This is a genomic window from Chryseobacterium sp. YR221, from assembly GCF_900176315.1.
In the GTDB taxonomy this organism is placed as follows: Bacteria; Bacteroidota; Bacteroidia; order Flavobacteriales; family Weeksellaceae; genus Chryseobacterium; species Chryseobacterium rhizosphaerae.
The window spans coordinates 73,183-89,586 of record NZ_FWXM01000008.1 but is presented as its reverse complement, the minus strand read 5'-3'; the positions used below and the strand labels follow the sequence as shown (position 1 = coordinate 89,586).

The 16,404-nt window shown below is 35.6% G+C and carries 17 protein-coding genes and 1 pseudogene; 13 read left to right on the top strand and 5 right to left on the bottom strand.

The window, feature by feature from the left end; translation table 11 throughout:
* The 6 genes and pseudogenes from B8967_RS20480 to B8967_RS20460 all read left to right on the top strand — a co-directional run bounded on the left by B8967_RS20480 (position 1) and on the right by B8967_RS20460 (position 5,803).
* Positions 1-1,191, top strand: coding sequence for a hypothetical protein (locus B8967_RS20480; RefSeq protein ID WP_084087616.1), 1,191 nt, complete (start codon positions 1-3; stop codon positions 1,189-1,191).
* The gene (locus tag B8967_RS20475) at positions 1,188-2,243 is read left to right on the top strand and encodes a glycosyltransferase family 4 protein (RefSeq protein ID WP_084087614.1); all 1,056 of its coding nucleotides are present in this window, start codon (positions 1,188-1,190) and stop codon (positions 2,241-2,243) included. The genes B8967_RS20480 and B8967_RS20475 overlap by 4 nt, the downstream gene beginning before the upstream one ends.
* 64 nt (positions 2,244-2,307) lie before the next feature.
* Positions 2,308-3,399: a glycosyltransferase family 4 protein gene (locus B8967_RS20470; RefSeq protein WP_084087612.1), complete on the top strand. Its 1,092-nt coding sequence runs from the start codon at positions 2,308-2,310 to the stop codon at positions 3,397-3,399.
* Positions 3,400-3,403: 4 nt separating this feature from the next.
* Positions 3,404-4,009 carry a sugar transferase gene (locus tag B8967_RS20465; protein WP_047486321.1) on the top strand — a complete coding sequence of 202 codons (606 nt, stop codon included), beginning with the start codon at positions 3,404-3,406 and terminating at the stop codon, positions 4,007-4,009.
* Positions 4,010-4,027: 18 nt separating this feature from the next.
* A pseudogene (locus B8967_RS22360) lies at positions 4,028-4,588 on the top strand (acetyltransferase); the annotation flags it as partial.
* Between the two features lie 54 nt (positions 4,589-4,642).
* Positions 4,643-5,803 carry an aminotransferase class I/II-fold pyridoxal phosphate-dependent enzyme gene (locus tag B8967_RS20460; protein WP_115920175.1) on the top strand — a complete coding sequence of 387 codons (1,161 nt, stop codon included), beginning with the start codon at positions 4,643-4,645 and terminating at the stop codon, positions 5,801-5,803.
* 122 nt (positions 5,804-5,925) lie between these two features.
* On the opposite strand, the gene B8967_RS20455 is transcribed toward B8967_RS20460, so the two are convergent.
* Entirely contained in the window at positions 5,926-6,543 is a 618-nt protein-coding gene (locus tag B8967_RS20455; RefSeq protein WP_228406271.1) for a Crp/Fnr family transcriptional regulator, read from the bottom strand.
* Positions 6,544-6,848: 305 nt separating this feature from the next.
* Positions 6,849-7,208 (bottom strand): hypothetical protein, encoded by a 360-nt coding sequence (locus B8967_RS20450; protein WP_047485886.1) that lies wholly within the window; start codon positions 7,206-7,208, stop codon positions 6,849-6,851.
* Between the two features lie 362 nt (positions 7,209-7,570).
* Here B8967_RS20450 and gndA point away from each other — a divergent pair, with 362 nt between their 5' ends.
* The 4 genes from gndA to B8967_RS20430 all read left to right on the top strand — a co-directional run bounded on the left by gndA (position 7,571) and on the right by B8967_RS20430 (position 11,974).
* Positions 7,571-8,989: an NADP-dependent phosphogluconate dehydrogenase gene (gndA, locus tag B8967_RS20445; protein ID WP_084087607.1), complete on the top strand. Its 1,419-nt coding sequence runs from the start codon at positions 7,571-7,573 to the stop codon at positions 8,987-8,989.
* Between the two features lie 12 nt (positions 8,990-9,001).
* On the top strand, positions 9,002-10,483 hold the full coding sequence (gene zwf, locus B8967_RS20440) for a glucose-6-phosphate dehydrogenase (RefSeq protein WP_047485881.1): 1,482 nt from the start codon (positions 9,002-9,004) through the stop codon (positions 10,481-10,483).
* Between the two features lie 24 nt (positions 10,484-10,507).
* Positions 10,508-11,218 carry a 6-phosphogluconolactonase gene (gene pgl / locus B8967_RS20435; protein ID WP_047485879.1) on the top strand — a complete coding sequence of 237 codons (711 nt, stop codon included), beginning with the start codon at positions 10,508-10,510 and terminating at the stop codon, positions 11,216-11,218.
* 249 nt (positions 11,219-11,467) lie between these two features.
* Positions 11,468-11,974 carry a RidA family protein gene (locus tag B8967_RS20430; RefSeq protein ID WP_228406270.1) on the top strand — a complete coding sequence of 169 codons (507 nt, stop codon included), beginning with the start codon at positions 11,468-11,470 and terminating at the stop codon, positions 11,972-11,974.
* Between the two features lie 80 nt (positions 11,975-12,054).
* Here B8967_RS20430 and B8967_RS20425 read toward each other — a convergent pair whose 3' ends face one another.
* Positions 12,055-12,501 carry a KTSC domain-containing protein gene (locus tag B8967_RS20425; RefSeq protein WP_047485877.1) on the bottom strand — a complete coding sequence of 149 codons (447 nt, stop codon included), beginning with the start codon at positions 12,499-12,501 and terminating at the stop codon, positions 12,055-12,057.
* A 543-nt stretch (positions 12,502-13,044) separates the two neighbouring features.
* On the opposite strand from B8967_RS20425, the gene B8967_RS20420 reads away from it, so the two are divergent.
* Entirely contained in the window at positions 13,045-13,674 is a 630-nt protein-coding gene (locus B8967_RS20420) for a TetR/AcrR family transcriptional regulator (protein ID WP_047486316.1), read from the top strand.
* A 78-nt stretch (positions 13,675-13,752) separates the two neighbouring features.
* Here B8967_RS20420 and B8967_RS20415 read toward each other — a convergent pair whose 3' ends face one another.
* Complete coding sequence (locus B8967_RS20415; RefSeq protein ID WP_084087756.1) at positions 13,753-14,355, bottom strand: FMN-dependent NADH-azoreductase; 603 nt, start codon at positions 14,353-14,355, stop codon at positions 13,753-13,755.
* Between the two features lie 120 nt (positions 14,356-14,475).
* Here B8967_RS20415 and B8967_RS20410 point away from each other — a divergent pair, with 120 nt between their 5' ends.
* Positions 14,476-14,832: a winged helix-turn-helix transcriptional regulator gene (locus B8967_RS20410; protein WP_047485873.1), complete on the top strand. Its 357-nt coding sequence runs from the start codon at positions 14,476-14,478 to the stop codon at positions 14,830-14,832.
* Between the two features lie 45 nt (positions 14,833-14,877).
* Positions 14,878-15,474 (top strand): Crp/Fnr family transcriptional regulator, encoded by a 597-nt coding sequence (locus B8967_RS20405; protein ID WP_047485871.1) that lies wholly within the window; start codon positions 14,878-14,880, stop codon positions 15,472-15,474.
* A gap of 76 nt (positions 15,475-15,550) precedes the next feature.
* On the opposite strand, the gene B8967_RS20400 is transcribed toward B8967_RS20405, so the two are convergent.
* Positions 15,551-16,399, bottom strand: coding sequence for a universal stress protein (locus B8967_RS20400; RefSeq protein ID WP_084087605.1), 849 nt, complete (start codon positions 16,397-16,399; stop codon positions 15,551-15,553).
* Between the last annotated feature and the right edge of the window lie 5 nt (positions 16,400-16,404).

Sequence of the window (16,404 nt, the reverse complement as noted above, 5' to 3'; positions counted from 1 at the left end):
ATGCAGATTTATAAAAAACAAATACATTTTAATGCTCTAAGCGTATTGATGGTTGTCACGGCATTCCTGCTTTTCGTGTTTCCCAATTCGTTTAGACCTGTTAAGCTTGTTTTGTTGCTGTTGATTTTTCTGGTAGGACTAACGAAGGCGCAGACTATTGAAAGAGCGGTTATTTTCTCGGTAGTCTTAAGTATCATTGTCACGATTATTTATCTGATGGTCGGTATTCATCAATCTTTGAATCCTTCGGAAGCACTTAGCCAGGTCTTAATTGTATATATTTTTACCCCTATTTTATGGGTGGTTATCCTAAATTATTGCTTTGAAAAATTTAAGGTAGAAACCATAGTAAAGTACCTCAATATCTATATGGTACTGGGAGCGGTTTCTGTATTTCTGGCAATTTGGCTATTTATGAATGGGAAGAGAAAGATTCTTGAACTGATTATTGAGGATCCCAACATGACATTTACCAAAAAAGGGATTGTTGAAATGAAGCTTTTCGTGTACGGATCTCTTATATTTTTCATTCCTGCTTTTTTACAATTAGAAAAAGTATTTAAAAAGAAGTCCATTTATTTTGTTATCATCCTTACGGTCGTAATCGCTGCCATAGTATCCGGAAGATCGGCATTGCTACTGAGTGTGTTTGTAGGACTGTTTTTTTATGTGATTACCAATTCTTCCGTAAAGCTGGTTAAGTATTTTATTATCGGTTTACTGCTTACAGTTGTGCTGATTTTTATCCTGAACAATTACGGAGTGAATGTATTTAATGTCCTGGAAGGATTTTATGTCAAAATTTTTGAAGGCGGAGATAAGGCCAGGTCAGAACAGACTATAGCACTGATAAAAGGAGTCAATAATAATATTTTTGGGGCAGGTCACGGCGTAGGAGTAGATTACATAAGGAGTAAAAAATTTCCATGGCGTTACGAAAATGTACCGGTAGCTATTATATATCGGGTGAGCATATTTGGATTTTTAATTTATTCTATTCCTTTTTTATACTCAGTATATAAATATGTATCCATAAAAATAAGAAATCCATACGATCACTACATGTTAGCGGGTATTGTTTCTATGTTGATAGCAACTTTTACAAACCCTTATCTGGAGTCTTTCGAGTTTAATATATTTTATGTTTTACCCTTCATTTATTTTGTAAAAAGAGATATAGATTTTCAATGAAAAAAATACTGTTTTTTACTAAATATTCCCCTATGGGAGCGAGCAGCAGACTGAGAAGTTTTCAATTTTTCCCCTCTTTGGAGGAAAAGAAATACGTTGTGCATCATTCTTCACTGTTGGGAAATAAATATTTAGGAGCACTGTACAGAAATGAAAAAACCAAATCTATGTATCTGATTCTTGGATATCTAAAGCGGTTGTATACTCTTTTGTCTGTGAAGAAATATGACATAGTTGTTATAGAAAAAGAATTGTTTCCCTATTTACCTGCATGGGCTGAAATAAGATTAAAAAAAGCAGGGGTTGATTATTTTGTAGATTATGATGATGCTATATTTCATAATTACGACCTGAGTGGTAACCGATTTATAAAAAAGCATTTGTCTGATAAAATAGATCTGGTAATGAAGAACAGTAAATGTGTATTTGCCGGTAATTCTTACCTGGCAAAGAGAGCAGAAATGGCAAAAGCACCCAGAATAATGATACTACCTACTGTTATTGATGCTAAGAAATATTATAAGATCAATAATAAAGATGATCAATATTTTACACTGGGATGGATAGGTTCTCCATCTACTTATAAATATATTGAGGAGCTATTTCCGGTGTTTTATGAGTTGAAAAAAGAGTTTCCCAATTTTAGGGTTAATATCATTGGAGCGAAACAAACGGAAGAAACAAAAGATTTTATACACTTTATTCCGTGGACAGAAGAATCTGAAGTAGAGGAGATTAATAAATTTGATTTAGGCATTATGCCTCTTCATGAGACTCCTTGGGAACTGGGTAAATGTTCATATAAACTGATCCAATATATGGGATGTAGTATTGCCGTGCTGGCTTCTCCGGTAGGTATGAATACCGATATTGTTATTCCGGGGTATAATGGAGAACTGGTGAAAGATAAGGACTGGTATTCCGGTATTAAAAAATACATAGAACATAAAGATAAAACAATCACTCAGGGAAAGAAAGGAAGAGTACTGATTGAGTCCAAATATAACAGGGAACATAATATAAACAAAATACTGACTGAATTTGAAAACTAAACTGATACGCATAACAACGGTACCGATTTCTTTAAAGGTTTTATTGAAAGGACAACATCGATTTATGTCAGAATATTTTGACGTAAAAGGAGTTTCGTCGTCCGGAAAGGAACTGGATGAAGTGAAAAATGATGAAGGAATTGAAGTCATAGCAATTGATATGTCCCGTCAGATCACTCCTATTAAGGATATGAAGTCTTTATGGAGTACTTATAAGCTTTTAAAAAAGGAAAAACCAAACATTGTTCACACCCATACACCTAAAGCAGGTATAGTAGGGATGTTGGCAGCAAAATTGGCGGGAGTTCCCCACCGTCTACATACTGTGGCTGGTTTGCCCCTAATGGAAGCAACAGGTACGAAACGTAAAGTACTGGACTTTGTAGAAAGACTGACTTATTCCTCTGCAACAATGGTTTATCCCAATTCAAAAGGATTATATGAATTTATCTTACAAAATAATTATACAGATCAAGACAAATTAAAAGTAATAGGGAATGGTTCTTCGAACGGAATTGATACCACATTCTTTTCGCCCGAACAAATTAGTGATACGCAGAAAGAGCTTTTAAAAAAGGAATTAAATATAGAGGATACAGATTTTGTATTTGTATTTGTAGGACGTTTGGTAGGAGACAAGGGAATAAACGAACTGATCACTGCTTTTTCTCAGATAAGTAAAGATGCAGAACCACCACACCGCTCTAAATTATTATTGGTGGGTCCACTGGAGCAGGAGCTCGATCCACTGCATCCGGATACTTTAAAAGAAATTGAAAATAATCAGGATATCATATCTGTAGGTTTTCAGAAGGATGTTCGGCCTTATTTTGCGATCGCTGATGTATTGACATTTCCAAGTTATCGTGAGGGGTTTCCTAATGTAGTGATGCAGGCAGGAGCAATGGAATTGCCAAGTATTGTTTCTAACATCAATGGATGTAACGAAATTATTATTGAAGACCAGAATGGAGTCATAGTTCCTGTGAAAAATGATGGCCAACTGAAGGAGGCAATGGAGAAAATGATATCGGACAAAGATTATTACCAGCACTTAAAAAAGAATGCACGGTCCATGATTCAGTCCCGCTACGAACAATCAGTGGTTTGGAATGCACTATTAAATGAATATAAAACTCTAATTGAAAAAAAATAATATCATGTATCAATTTTTTTTAAAAAGGGCTATAGATTTTCTGATTGCATTGATAGGACTTATTTTGCTGGCTCCTGTTTTTATTATTGTTATGGTCTTACTGTATTTCGCAAACCAGGGTAAACCCTTTTTTGTACAAACAAGACCAGGTCTGAATGAAAAGATGTTCAACATCATTAAGTTTAAGACAATGAATGACAAAAAAGATGAAAAAGGTAATTATCTGCCTGATTCGGAACGTTTAACACCCGTGGGAAGTTTTATACGCCAGACTTCCTTAGATGAGCTTCCACAGCTGATCAATGTATTAAAAGGAGACATGGCATTGATAGGTCCAAGACCTTTGTTGCCACAATATTTGTCTTTGTATAATGAATCTCAGAAGCGCAGACATAATATCCGTCCAGGGATTACAGGATGGGCACAGGTGAATGGGAGGAATGCCATTTCCTGGACCAAAAAATTTGAATTAGACATTTGGTATATCGATCATTTGTCATTTGCAACAGATTGCAAAGTGGTTATCCTTACCTTAAAAAAAGTACTAAAAAAAGAAGGGATAAATCAGGTAGGACAAGCAACAATAGAAGCCTTTAATGGCAGTAATTAATTTTAAAAAGTAGATAGTATGTATTTATATGGAGCAAGTGGTCATGGCAAAGTAGTGGCTGAGGTCGCTGAAGAATGTGGTTATAATATAAAAGCTTACATTGATGAAAATCTGTCTAAGCATAAAATACTAAATTACCCTGTTATTCATGAGATTCCGCCTTTTGATATAGATGTATTTATTTCTATAGGCAATAATAAACTGCGGAAGAAAATAGTCAGTCAAAATGAACAGTTCAATTACGCTACACTCCTTCACCCAAAAGCGATAATCTCTAAAAGATTACAAATAGGGGAAGGAACTATTGTAATGCCCGGTGTTACTATAAATGCGGCAGCTGATATTGGAAAACACTGTATTATCAATACCAATGCTTCCGTTGATCACGACTGTATTATCGAAGATTTTGTTCACATTTCACCTAATGCGGCACTTGCAGGAAATGTAATAGTAGGGGAAGGAACCCATATAGGAACAGGTGCTAGTGTCATACAAGGAATAAAAATTGGGGAATGGTGTACCATTGGAGCCGGCGCTGTTATTATTAACGATGTCCCAGCCGGATCTACAGTGGTAGGCAACCCCGGTAAAATTATAAAAAGTAGAAGTTTAAAAATCCAGAACAGTAAAAATATGAAATCAAAAATATGGTTATCATCTCCCCATATGGGTGGAAACGAATTAAAATACGTCAAGGAAGCATTTGATTCAAACTGGGTAGCCCCCTTAGGACCAAATGTTGATGGTTTTGAACAAGATTTGGAAATATTCTTGAGTGAAGATGTGAAAATAGCTGCACTTTCTGCAGGAACAGCTGCCCTACATTTGGCATTGATAGAATGTAATGTTAGCCATGGAGATGAAGTGATATGTCAGTCTATGACATTTTCTGCCTCTGCCAATCCAATTGTCTACCTGGGAGCAAATCCCGTTTTTATAGATTCTGAAAAAGATACCTGGAACATGTGTCCCGTAGCTTTACAGGAAGCCATAGAAGATAGGATGGCAAAAGGTAAAAAACCTAAGGCTATTATTGTCGTTAATCTGTACGGGATGCCGGCAAAAATGGATGAAATATTATCAATAGCTAATAAGTACGATATTCCTTTAATTGAAGACGGTGCCGAATCATTAGGCTCCAAATATAAAGGGAAAGCTTGTGGTACTTTTGGACGCTTTGGTATTCTCTCATTTAATGGTAACAAAATTATTACAACTTCCGGAGGAGGTGCCTTAGTATGTCACACTGATGAAGATAAGGAAAAAACAGTCTTTCTTTCCACACAGGCCAGAGATAATGCCCCACATTATCAGCACTCTGAAATTGGATATAATTACAGAATGAGTAATATTAGTGCAGGAGTTGGAAGAGGGCAAATGGAAGTGTTAGATGACAGGATAGAAGGCCGTAGAAAAATGCATGATTTTTATTGCGAAATTTGTAAAAATATAGAAGGAGTAAAAGTGTTTTCAGAACCGAATTCCGATTTTTATAGCAATCACTGGTTATCTGTTATTACCATTGACGAAACAAAGACATCAAAGAGCTATGAAGACCTGCGTCTTGCATTTCTGAGCGAAAATATAGAGTCCCGTCCTATCTGGAAACCAATGCATTTACAGCCTATATTTGAAGATGCACCTTACTATGGTGGAAAAGTAGCAGAGGATCTGTTCGGAAAGAGTTTATGTTTGCCATCAGGATCTAATTTATCAGAAGATGATAAAAAGAGAATTGCAAAAGTAATGGTAGAAGTTTTTTCAAATAAAAAAGAATATTCAGTATTATCATAATTCAATCAGCAAGTAGTGCTGTTATTTCACCAAATACAATTAAAATACAAAACAACACCAATAGTTTTTTGGTGTTGTTTTTTATAATAGGGAAATTCAATTAAAATAAACCTTGGTACATTCTAATAAAGAATTCTACGTCCGTCAAGCTTTATAATTTCCTCATTGACCATTTTTTTTACGATTCTTATTACTGTTTCCACCCGCAGACCGGTCAGATCGGCAATCTGCTGGCGGGTAAGCTCCACCGGAAAGCAATGTTGGCAGTCTCCATCATAATAACTCTTCAGATACTCCATTAAGCCCTGTAAGCGGTGAATAGGATTTTGAGAAGCCATATTCCGAACCATTAAGCTGTTATAATATAATCTTTGTGACAGGCACGCATTCATTTCTAAAGAAAGATCAGGATGTTTTTGTAACATGTCTATGAAATTAGGCTTTGGCATTCTAATAATCTCTACGGCTTCTAAGCTTACCGCATTGGTAGGATAGAGCCGGTCTATAAAAAGAAGCGGATCTCCAAAACTTTGATTTTTACCCAGAATATTCTGAATAAATTCCTTTCCATCATCATTAAATGTATTCAGTTTTACCTTGCCGCTTATCACCTGGAAATAATACAATGAATGTTCTCCTTCTCTGAAAATAAACTCTTTTGCTTTATATCTTATACTTTCACCACCAAATGAACGAAGAATATTTTCATCAATATTCATACAACTAATCGTTTTTTTCATAACCCTAATTTATTAATCTTATTCTATATTTTATAGTGTAAGTGAGAAAAGCTTTCGAAAAACGAAAGCCTGTATAATTTTCAAAAGGATGAAGTTAGTGTGTTTCTGATAGATATGCAACCTGATTTTCCGGCAGAAATTTATATGGAGTTATGATCAACACCATACGAAATAAAGACACAAGCTATCCTCCTTCTTTATAATTTCAGGATTAGCATATAAATGAGTACTGCTCGTAGAGTAGTATAAGAATAGGGTAGTGTATGAGCGGCACGAGCGAGAAGCCCGCGCCAGAGATGCGAAATTTAATTAAGCTGATAATTAGATATCACTAAGCTCAAAATAAAATGTACATAATCCTGTTCAACATCTTTTCTGTTGATCAGTTTATTTTTATATTCGTAAGAGCTCAGCTTTCCTATCAATTCCTGATAAGCTTCAAACTGATCACCTTTAATTTTTATTCTTACGTTACCATCTCTTCTTTTAATCAGATCATCATCTAACGTTCTCACTTTAAATAAAGCTTCACATAACGTTGGACGGGATTGCATAGATCCAATATATCTTTCTACAATATTAACTTTGAACGAATCAAATATGATCGTGTTAAAAACAATTTTAGAGTTAGGCTTCTGCGTATTAAGCTCAAGCTTATAATTCATTAATTTAAATTTTGGTAAATATAAGGTTAATTATGCCAAAAACCAGTACCAATTTAATAGATCGTTCCCATTATAATGATTGAATTTTATTAATTCTATAAAAAAGAGAACATTAAAAAATGGAGTTTTTGTTCACGATGCGTGGATATTTTATACTACATTTAGCATAGAATAAGCTGATTTTAAGTAGTATCCTGAGAAGAATAATTAGAGATATTACATCATAATCCTATAAAATTATCAGCTTATAAATGAGTGATAAGTAAAAAAGCAGCAGATTTTTTCTATTCTTTATTTTTTTCCTGATAGGCATTTACGTAAATTTATTCTCTGTAAACAGAAAATATACTAATATCAATACAATGGAGAGATATAATTATGGAATGGTTGGCCTTGGAGTAATGGGTCGTAATCTTCTTTATAATATTGCAGATAATGGTTTTTCAATCGCAGGATTCGATCTTGATGAAGTGAAAATAAAAGAATTACAAGAAGGGGCTTCTTCACAAATGAAGGTAAAGGGTACAGGAACTCTGGAAGATTTTGTAGCTGCACTGGAAACACCCCGAAAGATTATTCTTATGGTTCCTGCGGGTAAGCCCGTAGATGCAGTCTTGGAAAATATTACCCCCCTTTTAAGCAAGGGAGATATTGTTATTGATGCAGGGAATTCATATTTTAAAGATACCAATAGACGTGTTGAAGATTTAGCTTCAAAAAATCTGCACTTCATGGGAATGGGAGTTTCAGGTGGAGAAAAGGGAGCCAGAACAGGTCCCAGCATTATGCCGGGAGGAGATTTGGAAGCATTTACCCTTCTTCAGCCGATGCTTGAAGCCATTGCCGCAAAAGTAGATAATGAAGCCTGTACCGCATATATGGGAAAAGGTTCTGCCGGAAACTATGTGAAAATGGTACACAATGGAATTGAATATGCCATTATGCAGCTTATCAGCGAAGCATATGATCTTCTAAAAAGAGGAGCGGGATTAAATAACGATCAGCTCTACGAAGTTTTCAAAGAATGGAATAACGGAGAAATGAATTCTTTTTTGATCGAAATCACAAGAGATATTTTTCAGCAGAAAGATTCATTAACCGACAGTTTTCTTGTAGATCAGATTTTAGATAAAGCCGGAGCCAAAGGAACCGGAAAATGGACTTCTGAGCAAGCTATGGAAATTGGTGTTTCTATCCCGACAATTGATATTGCAGTAACATCCCGAATTTTATCAGCATATAAAGAAGAGCGAATTCTGGCTTCCCAATTGTATTCTGAAAAAGAAATTACAAGTCCGGAAGATATTAAGCTATTCATTCAGGAAGTGGGAGATGCTCTTTTTCTGGCCACATTAATCAGCTATGCACAAGGTTTGGCTTTACTGGTGAAAGCGTCAGAAGAGTATAGCTTCCAGATTCCGCTGAAGGATGTTGTGAAAATATGGAGAGGAGGCTGTATTATCCGTTCTGTATTGCTGGAAAAATTCTATGCCGCATACACCAAAGATCCTAACCTTTCTAATATTTTACTGGACCCTAATATTGCTGTTCTGGTTAAATCAAAAATTAAAGCATTAAGAAAAATAGCAGGATATGCTGCCGAAAATGGAATTTCAAGCTTAGGAATTCAAACGGCTTTAGGATATTTCGATGCCTATACTACAGAGTCTCTACCGGTAAATCTTATCCAGGCCCAACGTGACTACTTTGGGGCACACACCTATCAGCGAATTGACAGAGAAGGTGTTTTTCATACGGTATGGAATAGTGTAAACAATTAAAATTCGGAAAAAATGAATGAAAATAAAATCTTGCAGCCAACTACAATCATTATTTTTGGTGCTACAGGAGATCTTGCTAAAAGAAAACTTTTTCCGGCGTTTTATAATTTATATATCGACGGCAGAATGCCCAAAGGCTTTAATATTATTGCACTAGGAAGGGCCGATAATACCGACGAATATTTTAGAAGTTATATCAAAGAAAATCTGGAAAAATTCTCCAGAAAAAAAATCACTTCCGAAGATTGGGCAGGTTTTCAGGCTCATATTACCTACTTTCAGCACCAGCTGGATCAGGAAAGCTCATATCAGGATCTCCACCAGAAATTAAAAGATTTTGATACCGTTTACGGAATGAGAGCCAACAGGCTGTTTTACTTATCCATTGGTCCTAATTTCATTGCTACGATTTCCAATCATATCAAAAATACATCTTTAGCTTCTGATGCTAAAAAAGACCGTATTATTATTGAAAAACCCTTTGGGCATGATAAACAATCTGCGATTGAGCTCAACAGCCTTCTGTCGCAAACATTCGAGGAAGAGCAGATTTACCGTATCGACCATTATCTGGGGAAAGAAACCGTACAGAATATATTGGCATTCAGATTTGGGAATTCTATTTTTGAACCTTTATGGAATTATAAATACATAGAATCAGTACAGATTACAGTAGCTGAAGAAGTAGGGGTGGAAACAAGAGGCGCTTTCTACGAACAGACCGGAGCGCTGAAGGATATGATTCAGAATCACTTATTGCAGATTCTTTGTATGGTTGCTATGGAACCGCCGGCTTCTATACAGTCAGGTGAGATTAGAGACCGGAAAGTAGATGTGTTGAAATCTATTCGTAGAATTTCACCGGATCAGGTAGACCATTATGCAGTAAGAGGTCAGTATGCAAAAAGTACGATCAACGGAGTGGAAGCAAAAGGCTATCGCCAGGAAGATGGAATTGCTGCGGATTCTAATACAGAGACTTTTGCAGCGATAAAATTCTATCTGGACAACGAAAGATGGCAAGATGTTCCTTTTTATGTTCGTACCGGAAAAAAAATGAAAGAGAAACATTCTTATATTACCATTCAGTTTAAGCCTCTTCCTCATTCTACTTTTTCAGGAAGTCCTCATCTTTTATCAGCCAACAGACTTATTATTAATATTCAGCCGATGATGGATATCAGACTGCAATTTATGACCAAAAAGCCAGGACTATCGCTGGTTTTACAGCCGGTAGAAATGATCTTTGATAATTTTGTATGTCAGGAAGATAATCCGGAAGCTTATGAAACCTTATTATTGGATGCCCTTTTGGGGGATCTTACCCTATTTATGCGTTCCGATCAGGTGGAAGAAGCCTGGGATGTTGTCAAAACAATTCAGGAAGCCTGGGAAAATAATAAAGACTCATCTTTTCCAAACTATAGTGCAGGAAGCTGGGGACCGGAAGAGAGTTTTGCTTTGGTAGAAAGACAGGGCCACAGCTGGGTATAATACAATCAATTTAAACAGACGAAAATGAATATTACAGTATTTAATGATTTAGAAAAACTGTACAGAAAGGCGGCAGATACATTTGTTGATCTTTCAAAAGAAGCTATCCGTAAAAATAACCGTTTTACAGTAGCTTTAAGCGGAGGTTCTTCTCCCAAAGCGATTTTTAAATTGCTGGCAACAGAGGAATATGCAGAAAAAATTGAATGGAATAAACTATATTTTTTTTGGGTTGATGAGCGATGGGTTCCTCTGGAAGATGAGAAAAGTAATGCACGTATGACATTTGAGGAACTGCTTAATCAGGTTCCTGTGACTAAAGACCATATTTTCCCTATGTATCAGGAAGGAATACTTCCGGAAGATTATGCCAAAGAATATGAGCAACAGATTAAGAGTGTTCTTGGTAAGGAAGGTATTTTTGATTTTATCCTTTTAGGGATGGGAGATGATGGCCATACCGCCTCTTTATTTCCAGGTGAAGAAGTTCTGGATGAAAATGAAAAATGGGTTTCTGCTTATTATCTGAAACCTCAGGAAATGTTTAGGATCACATTGACTGCACCGTTGATCAATAAAGCTGAAAATATACTGGTTGTAGCCTTCGGAGAATCCAAAAAACATGCATTGAATGAAGTATTACAGGGAGAATATAATCCCAAATTATACCCACTACAGCTTATTCATAAAAAAGAAGGCTTTCAGTTTTTCACTGATGAAAAAGCAAAAGGATAGTCTATTATAGATAGATCTTAGATTCAGGTTTAGAGAAGGAAAGCTTACTGCCCCTGACACCATAAAACAGTACCATTGGATTTCTAATGGTACTGTTTTTATTTCTTAGCAGTGTGATTGAGTATTTGTCATCCGAATATAAAACGGACAATGTACTGCCTATAAAAATAAGAAACGTCAACATATGTAGAGTTTTTTGATGCTCTTCATCGATACATTTGTTTTCAATAATTCAAAACAAAAAATATTATGAAACGTATACTATTTAATCTATCTGCTCTTTGCATAGGGTTTCTGGCTTTTTCACAAAACACGAATAATCTTAAGCCAATCAGATCCAATACTATGAATACTATTACTCACAAAAATCCAAAAACTCTTTTTGACCCGACACCGTTTGCATTTTCTCATTCTACAACTCATGAAGGGGAGGGGAAATATGTATTTATATCCGGACAAAGCGGAGGAGAAGGCTTGAAACACAATCTTTCAAAAGATTTCAGAACCCAGGTAAGATTTGCTCTGAAAAACCTGGAAACGGTACTTGCAGATTATGGACTGCAAACCAGGGATGTTCTTAAAATTACCATACTCATTGTAAATCATAATCAGGAAAAGCTTAAAATATGGACAGAAGAAATGCATAATGCATGGAAAAGCGATGAATTTCCGGCAAGTACTTTAATTCCGGTTCCTACACTGGCACTGGATGATATGCAGATAGAAGTGGAAGCTATTGCCTTTATGAAAAACTAAAACCAGTTGAACCCACTTTTAGACTATAAAAAAGACTTTCAGAATAACTGAAAGCCTTTTTATTTATTTGAAATGAAAAATTAATCTTCCATAGCCTCACCGGACTTTCTGTAGATGAAGTTCCCATAAATATGTCTTCTTGCAAAACGGCTTGGTGAATCCGAATTAACCATTTTGATATAGGTATTTCTTGGAACACCAATATATTCATACATTTTTCCGTTCAAATGCTGAACTTTTAAAATCTGTTTTTCAAGATAGAAATCCTGAATATTTGATTTTGTTGTTGTTTCCGTATATTCTTCCTTATATTTTTCCTGTGTTTCAGGATTAATACTTACCAAAAAGTGGTAAGCCTCAATCACAGATTTGCTCTTTTCTTCTGCTTCCAGTTTTCCAGCTTCATCATTAATAAACTTATCAGGATGAGAATCTTTCATCGTATTCCTGTAAATAGTCTTTAATTCTTTTAAAGTAACAGTTTTGTCAACTCCAAGAAGCTTTCTGTGCTCACCAATTCTTTTCATATTTTGAATCCTTATTTTCGGGGTGCAAAATTAAGAAAATTAATTCAAAAAAACGTAAGTTATTCATTATTAATTTATTTCGAGCCGGAAAAAAGAGTTGTTAATTCCATAGTATCTCACTATCAAGATGCTATAAAACAAAACAGCATCATTAGTTTTCTAATGGTGCTGTACACAGTTCACATTTTTACCTTGGTAAAATGGTGTTCGAAATAATCTGCTTAATCATATTTGTGTTCCATCATCATTTGCATTACTTCGTAAAAACAATCTTAGTCTGAAGGAATAAATCGGGAAAACCTTGTAACGTGAGGATCATTCAGTGTTTATCTGCCTTTTTCTACAGCTTTTAGGATGACTGCTGTGGCAAAAGGTGATACTGACTGACCCTTCACGAAAGTTTGGAATATCTTTTTACAACTTCAATTAAGTGTTTTTTAATATATAAAATGGTATTAGTTTGTACAAATATACACAATAAGACACTACGAAGTGTCTAAAATGATAAAAATTTTTCATAAACTTGTATATTGAATGTTTATCATGGAGAGAAAATCAGCAGCAGGCAGTATCCGAAACAAGGAACGCAGTAAAAAGAAATTTTTGGATGCGGTTGGAAAAATTCTGAAAACAAAAGGATATGCAGCCTTAAAAATCAATGATATTGCTGCTACAGCGGGAGTAGACAAGAAGATGATCTATACCTATTTTGGAGGAATGGATGGACTGATGGATGAATATATACGTTCGCAGGATTACTGGAGTAATGTAACAACCGAACAGACATTGCCTGATTTATCAGACGGAGGAAAGTTACTTACGGAGCATTTGTTACTCACACAATTTGATTATGTATTCAGCAACAAAGAGTTTCAAAAATTATTACTGTGGCGTTTATCAGAACCCAGAAAGTCATTAGCAAAACTGACCGAAAGACAGGAAGAAAGCGGAGAAAATCTGTTTACACTTATTGGAGACCCCTATTTCAAAGAACATTCTCAAGATTTTCGTGCTATTATGGCTATTATGGTTTCAGGACTGTATTACTTGAATCTTTATTCTTCCCTGAATGGCAGTATTTTTTGTGGGATAGACGTCAATACCCCTGAAGGGCGTGATAAAATCAAAAAAGCAGTCTCTTTTCTGGTAGAGCAAACCTATGAAAAACTGTAATATTCAATCCTTATTATTACAAAAAACGTCCCATAAAATAAAAAATGCTGCCCTTTGAGAGCAGCATTTTTATAATTCCTATTCAACAACAATACTTTCAATGCCTTTTTGCAGAGCTGTTTCCTGAATAACAGGAACGGATAAACCTTCAGCCCGAACCACTGAGATATCGTTCATTCCCATAAAACCAAGTGTTTTTTCGAGATAAGGAATTACAAAATCGTAACCTTGTTTTTCACCTTCGGAATAAATTCCACCACTTGAAAAAGCCAGGTATACTTTCTTGTTTTTGACCAATCCCTCGGGCCCGTTTTCGTCATACCGAAAAGTAACACCTGCTCTGGCAATATGATCAAGCCAGGATTTCAAGGTAGAGGTTATACTGAAATTATACAGAGGAGTTTCAATAACGATGAAATCTGCTTCCTGCAGTTCCGAAATTACAGTGTCAGAAAGTTTAATAAATTCTAATTGCTCAGGAGTACGGTGTTCAGCAGGGGTAAAGAACGCAGTGATTTGCTTCTCTTCCAAATGAGGGAAAAGGGGATTGGTCAAATCACGTTTTTTTAAAATGATTTCGGGATATCTGTTTTTAATTTTTTCTACCACTGCGCTGCCCAATTTTTTGCTTACTGATGATTCTGTTCTGGGACTTGAAATAATATGAAGTACTTGTTTCATTTTTTTTATTTTTTTAAAAATTTGATATTTCAAAATTATTTATATTTACTAAAAAAAAGATAGTAGTTACCAAAAGGTTAGTAATAACTTTTAGGTTAGTAACCCCGAAAAGTAAGTAAAATGGAAGAAGAAAAACCAACGTACTCACAGCCTCAATGTACTACCCATCTATCTGCTACTGAAGATGCTTTATACGTTCTTGGTGGCAGATGGACTATACGTGTAATGATAGCCATCTTGGGGGGACACACCCGGTTTAACGAACTGCAGCGAACGATACATGGAATTTCTGCAAGAGTATTGTCGAGTGAATTGAAAAAACTGGAGGTCAATCATTTGGTAGAGAGGTCGGTTCTTGCTGACCATAAACCTGTTTTAGTGGAATATATTCCCACTGAATACAGCCAGTCATTAAAAGATGTAATTGCTGCTTTAGCAGACTGGGGCGTAAAACATAAAAAGAAAATTACCGCCTGACGGGGCCACTATTCCCTACATTTAATTAATTTAAATAATGACAAGATGATTATATGTGAAGACCTACTATTTTCTCATGGGGCCCGACTGGAAAAATACAATGTGGGGGACTATATTTTTGAGGAAGGAACAGGTGCTAAATATTATTTGCAGATAAAGACAGGCACGGTAAAGCTGAATACTTTTTTGGAAGATGGAAAAGAGTTTGTGCATGGGCTGCCTTTTGATGGACATTGTATTGGAGAAAGTTATTTATTTACCACCCATCATTATGCTGTCAATGCCATTGCCGTTACAAACTGTGAGATCATAAAGATTTCCAAAAATAAGATTGTAAGCATTTTACTGGAAACTCCAACGTTAATGTTGGAATTGAGCAGGTATACAGCAGACAGACTGCATTTCAGGTATATGATCTCGAGCTTTTTGGCTATTTCTGACCCTATGGTCAAGCTTGAGAAGCTTTTTGATCATCTTAAAAATTATTTCGGATTTGAAGAGGCTTATTCTTTTCTGATTCCTTATACCAGGCAGCAGATAGCCACTTTAACAGGTCTAAGGGTAGAAACTGTGATTCGGAATGTCAAAAAAATGCAGGAGCAAAACCTTGTTAAACTCGATAACACCAAGATTTATTATTAATTTTCAAAAAGCTTATTAAAAAGAAAAGTTGAGGTATCCCTTAAAGAAGTATTGCTCCGGCTCTGTAAACTGAACATTATTTCAATATCAAAACAGGTTGATGGGTATTCTGGTAAATTCCTTCGGAAATACTTCTGCTTGCCAAATAATACAGGAAACTATGCCTGCCCGGTAATGCAATGATAAGATCAGTTTCATGGGAAGAGGCAAAATTCAGGATCCCGTTGATAATGTTTTCATCGTATGAATAATGAATGCTGCTTGGAATCTCAGTAAGATGCAGACGGATATACTCTTCCAGTTCTTTCTTCTTGTCAGTACTGGTATCCTCACCTTCATGGGTATTTATATTTAAAAACTGTAAACGGACATCCTGCTTTTGAATAAGAGACTTGTGATGAAATAATCTCTCTAATTTTTTAATGCCTTTGACATCGCAGGGAATAAATATATTCTTAATGGGAGTATAGCTGTAGCTATTGGGAACAATTAAGGTTTTGACAGGGCTTGTTCTTGCAATGCTTATAATATTGTCCGAAACATAGCTGGTGGTAGTAGAAGCAGAGTCATCACTTCCCAGGATAATCAGCTCCACAGAAGGCTGATTATTTAAAATCTCATTGATACTTCTTGTAACAGCCCAGTCACTGAGCACTTTTGAAACTTTTATACCAGGTGCCTTTTCTGTAATCATACTGCTTAGATGATTCAGCAGTGTCTCTGTTCTTTCGAGTAAATTATTGATGTTTTCTTCATTAACGAATGAATGTCCTTCCGCTATATGAAGAAAATCAAATTCAGATTCTCCCGCGGTTTTTAAAAGAATAATATGCTCATATTCGTAATGTTTTGCCCATTCTGCAGCCAGTTTTACTGCATTTTCTGTTGTTGATGTAAAATCAATGGGTACAAGGATTGTTCTCATATTTT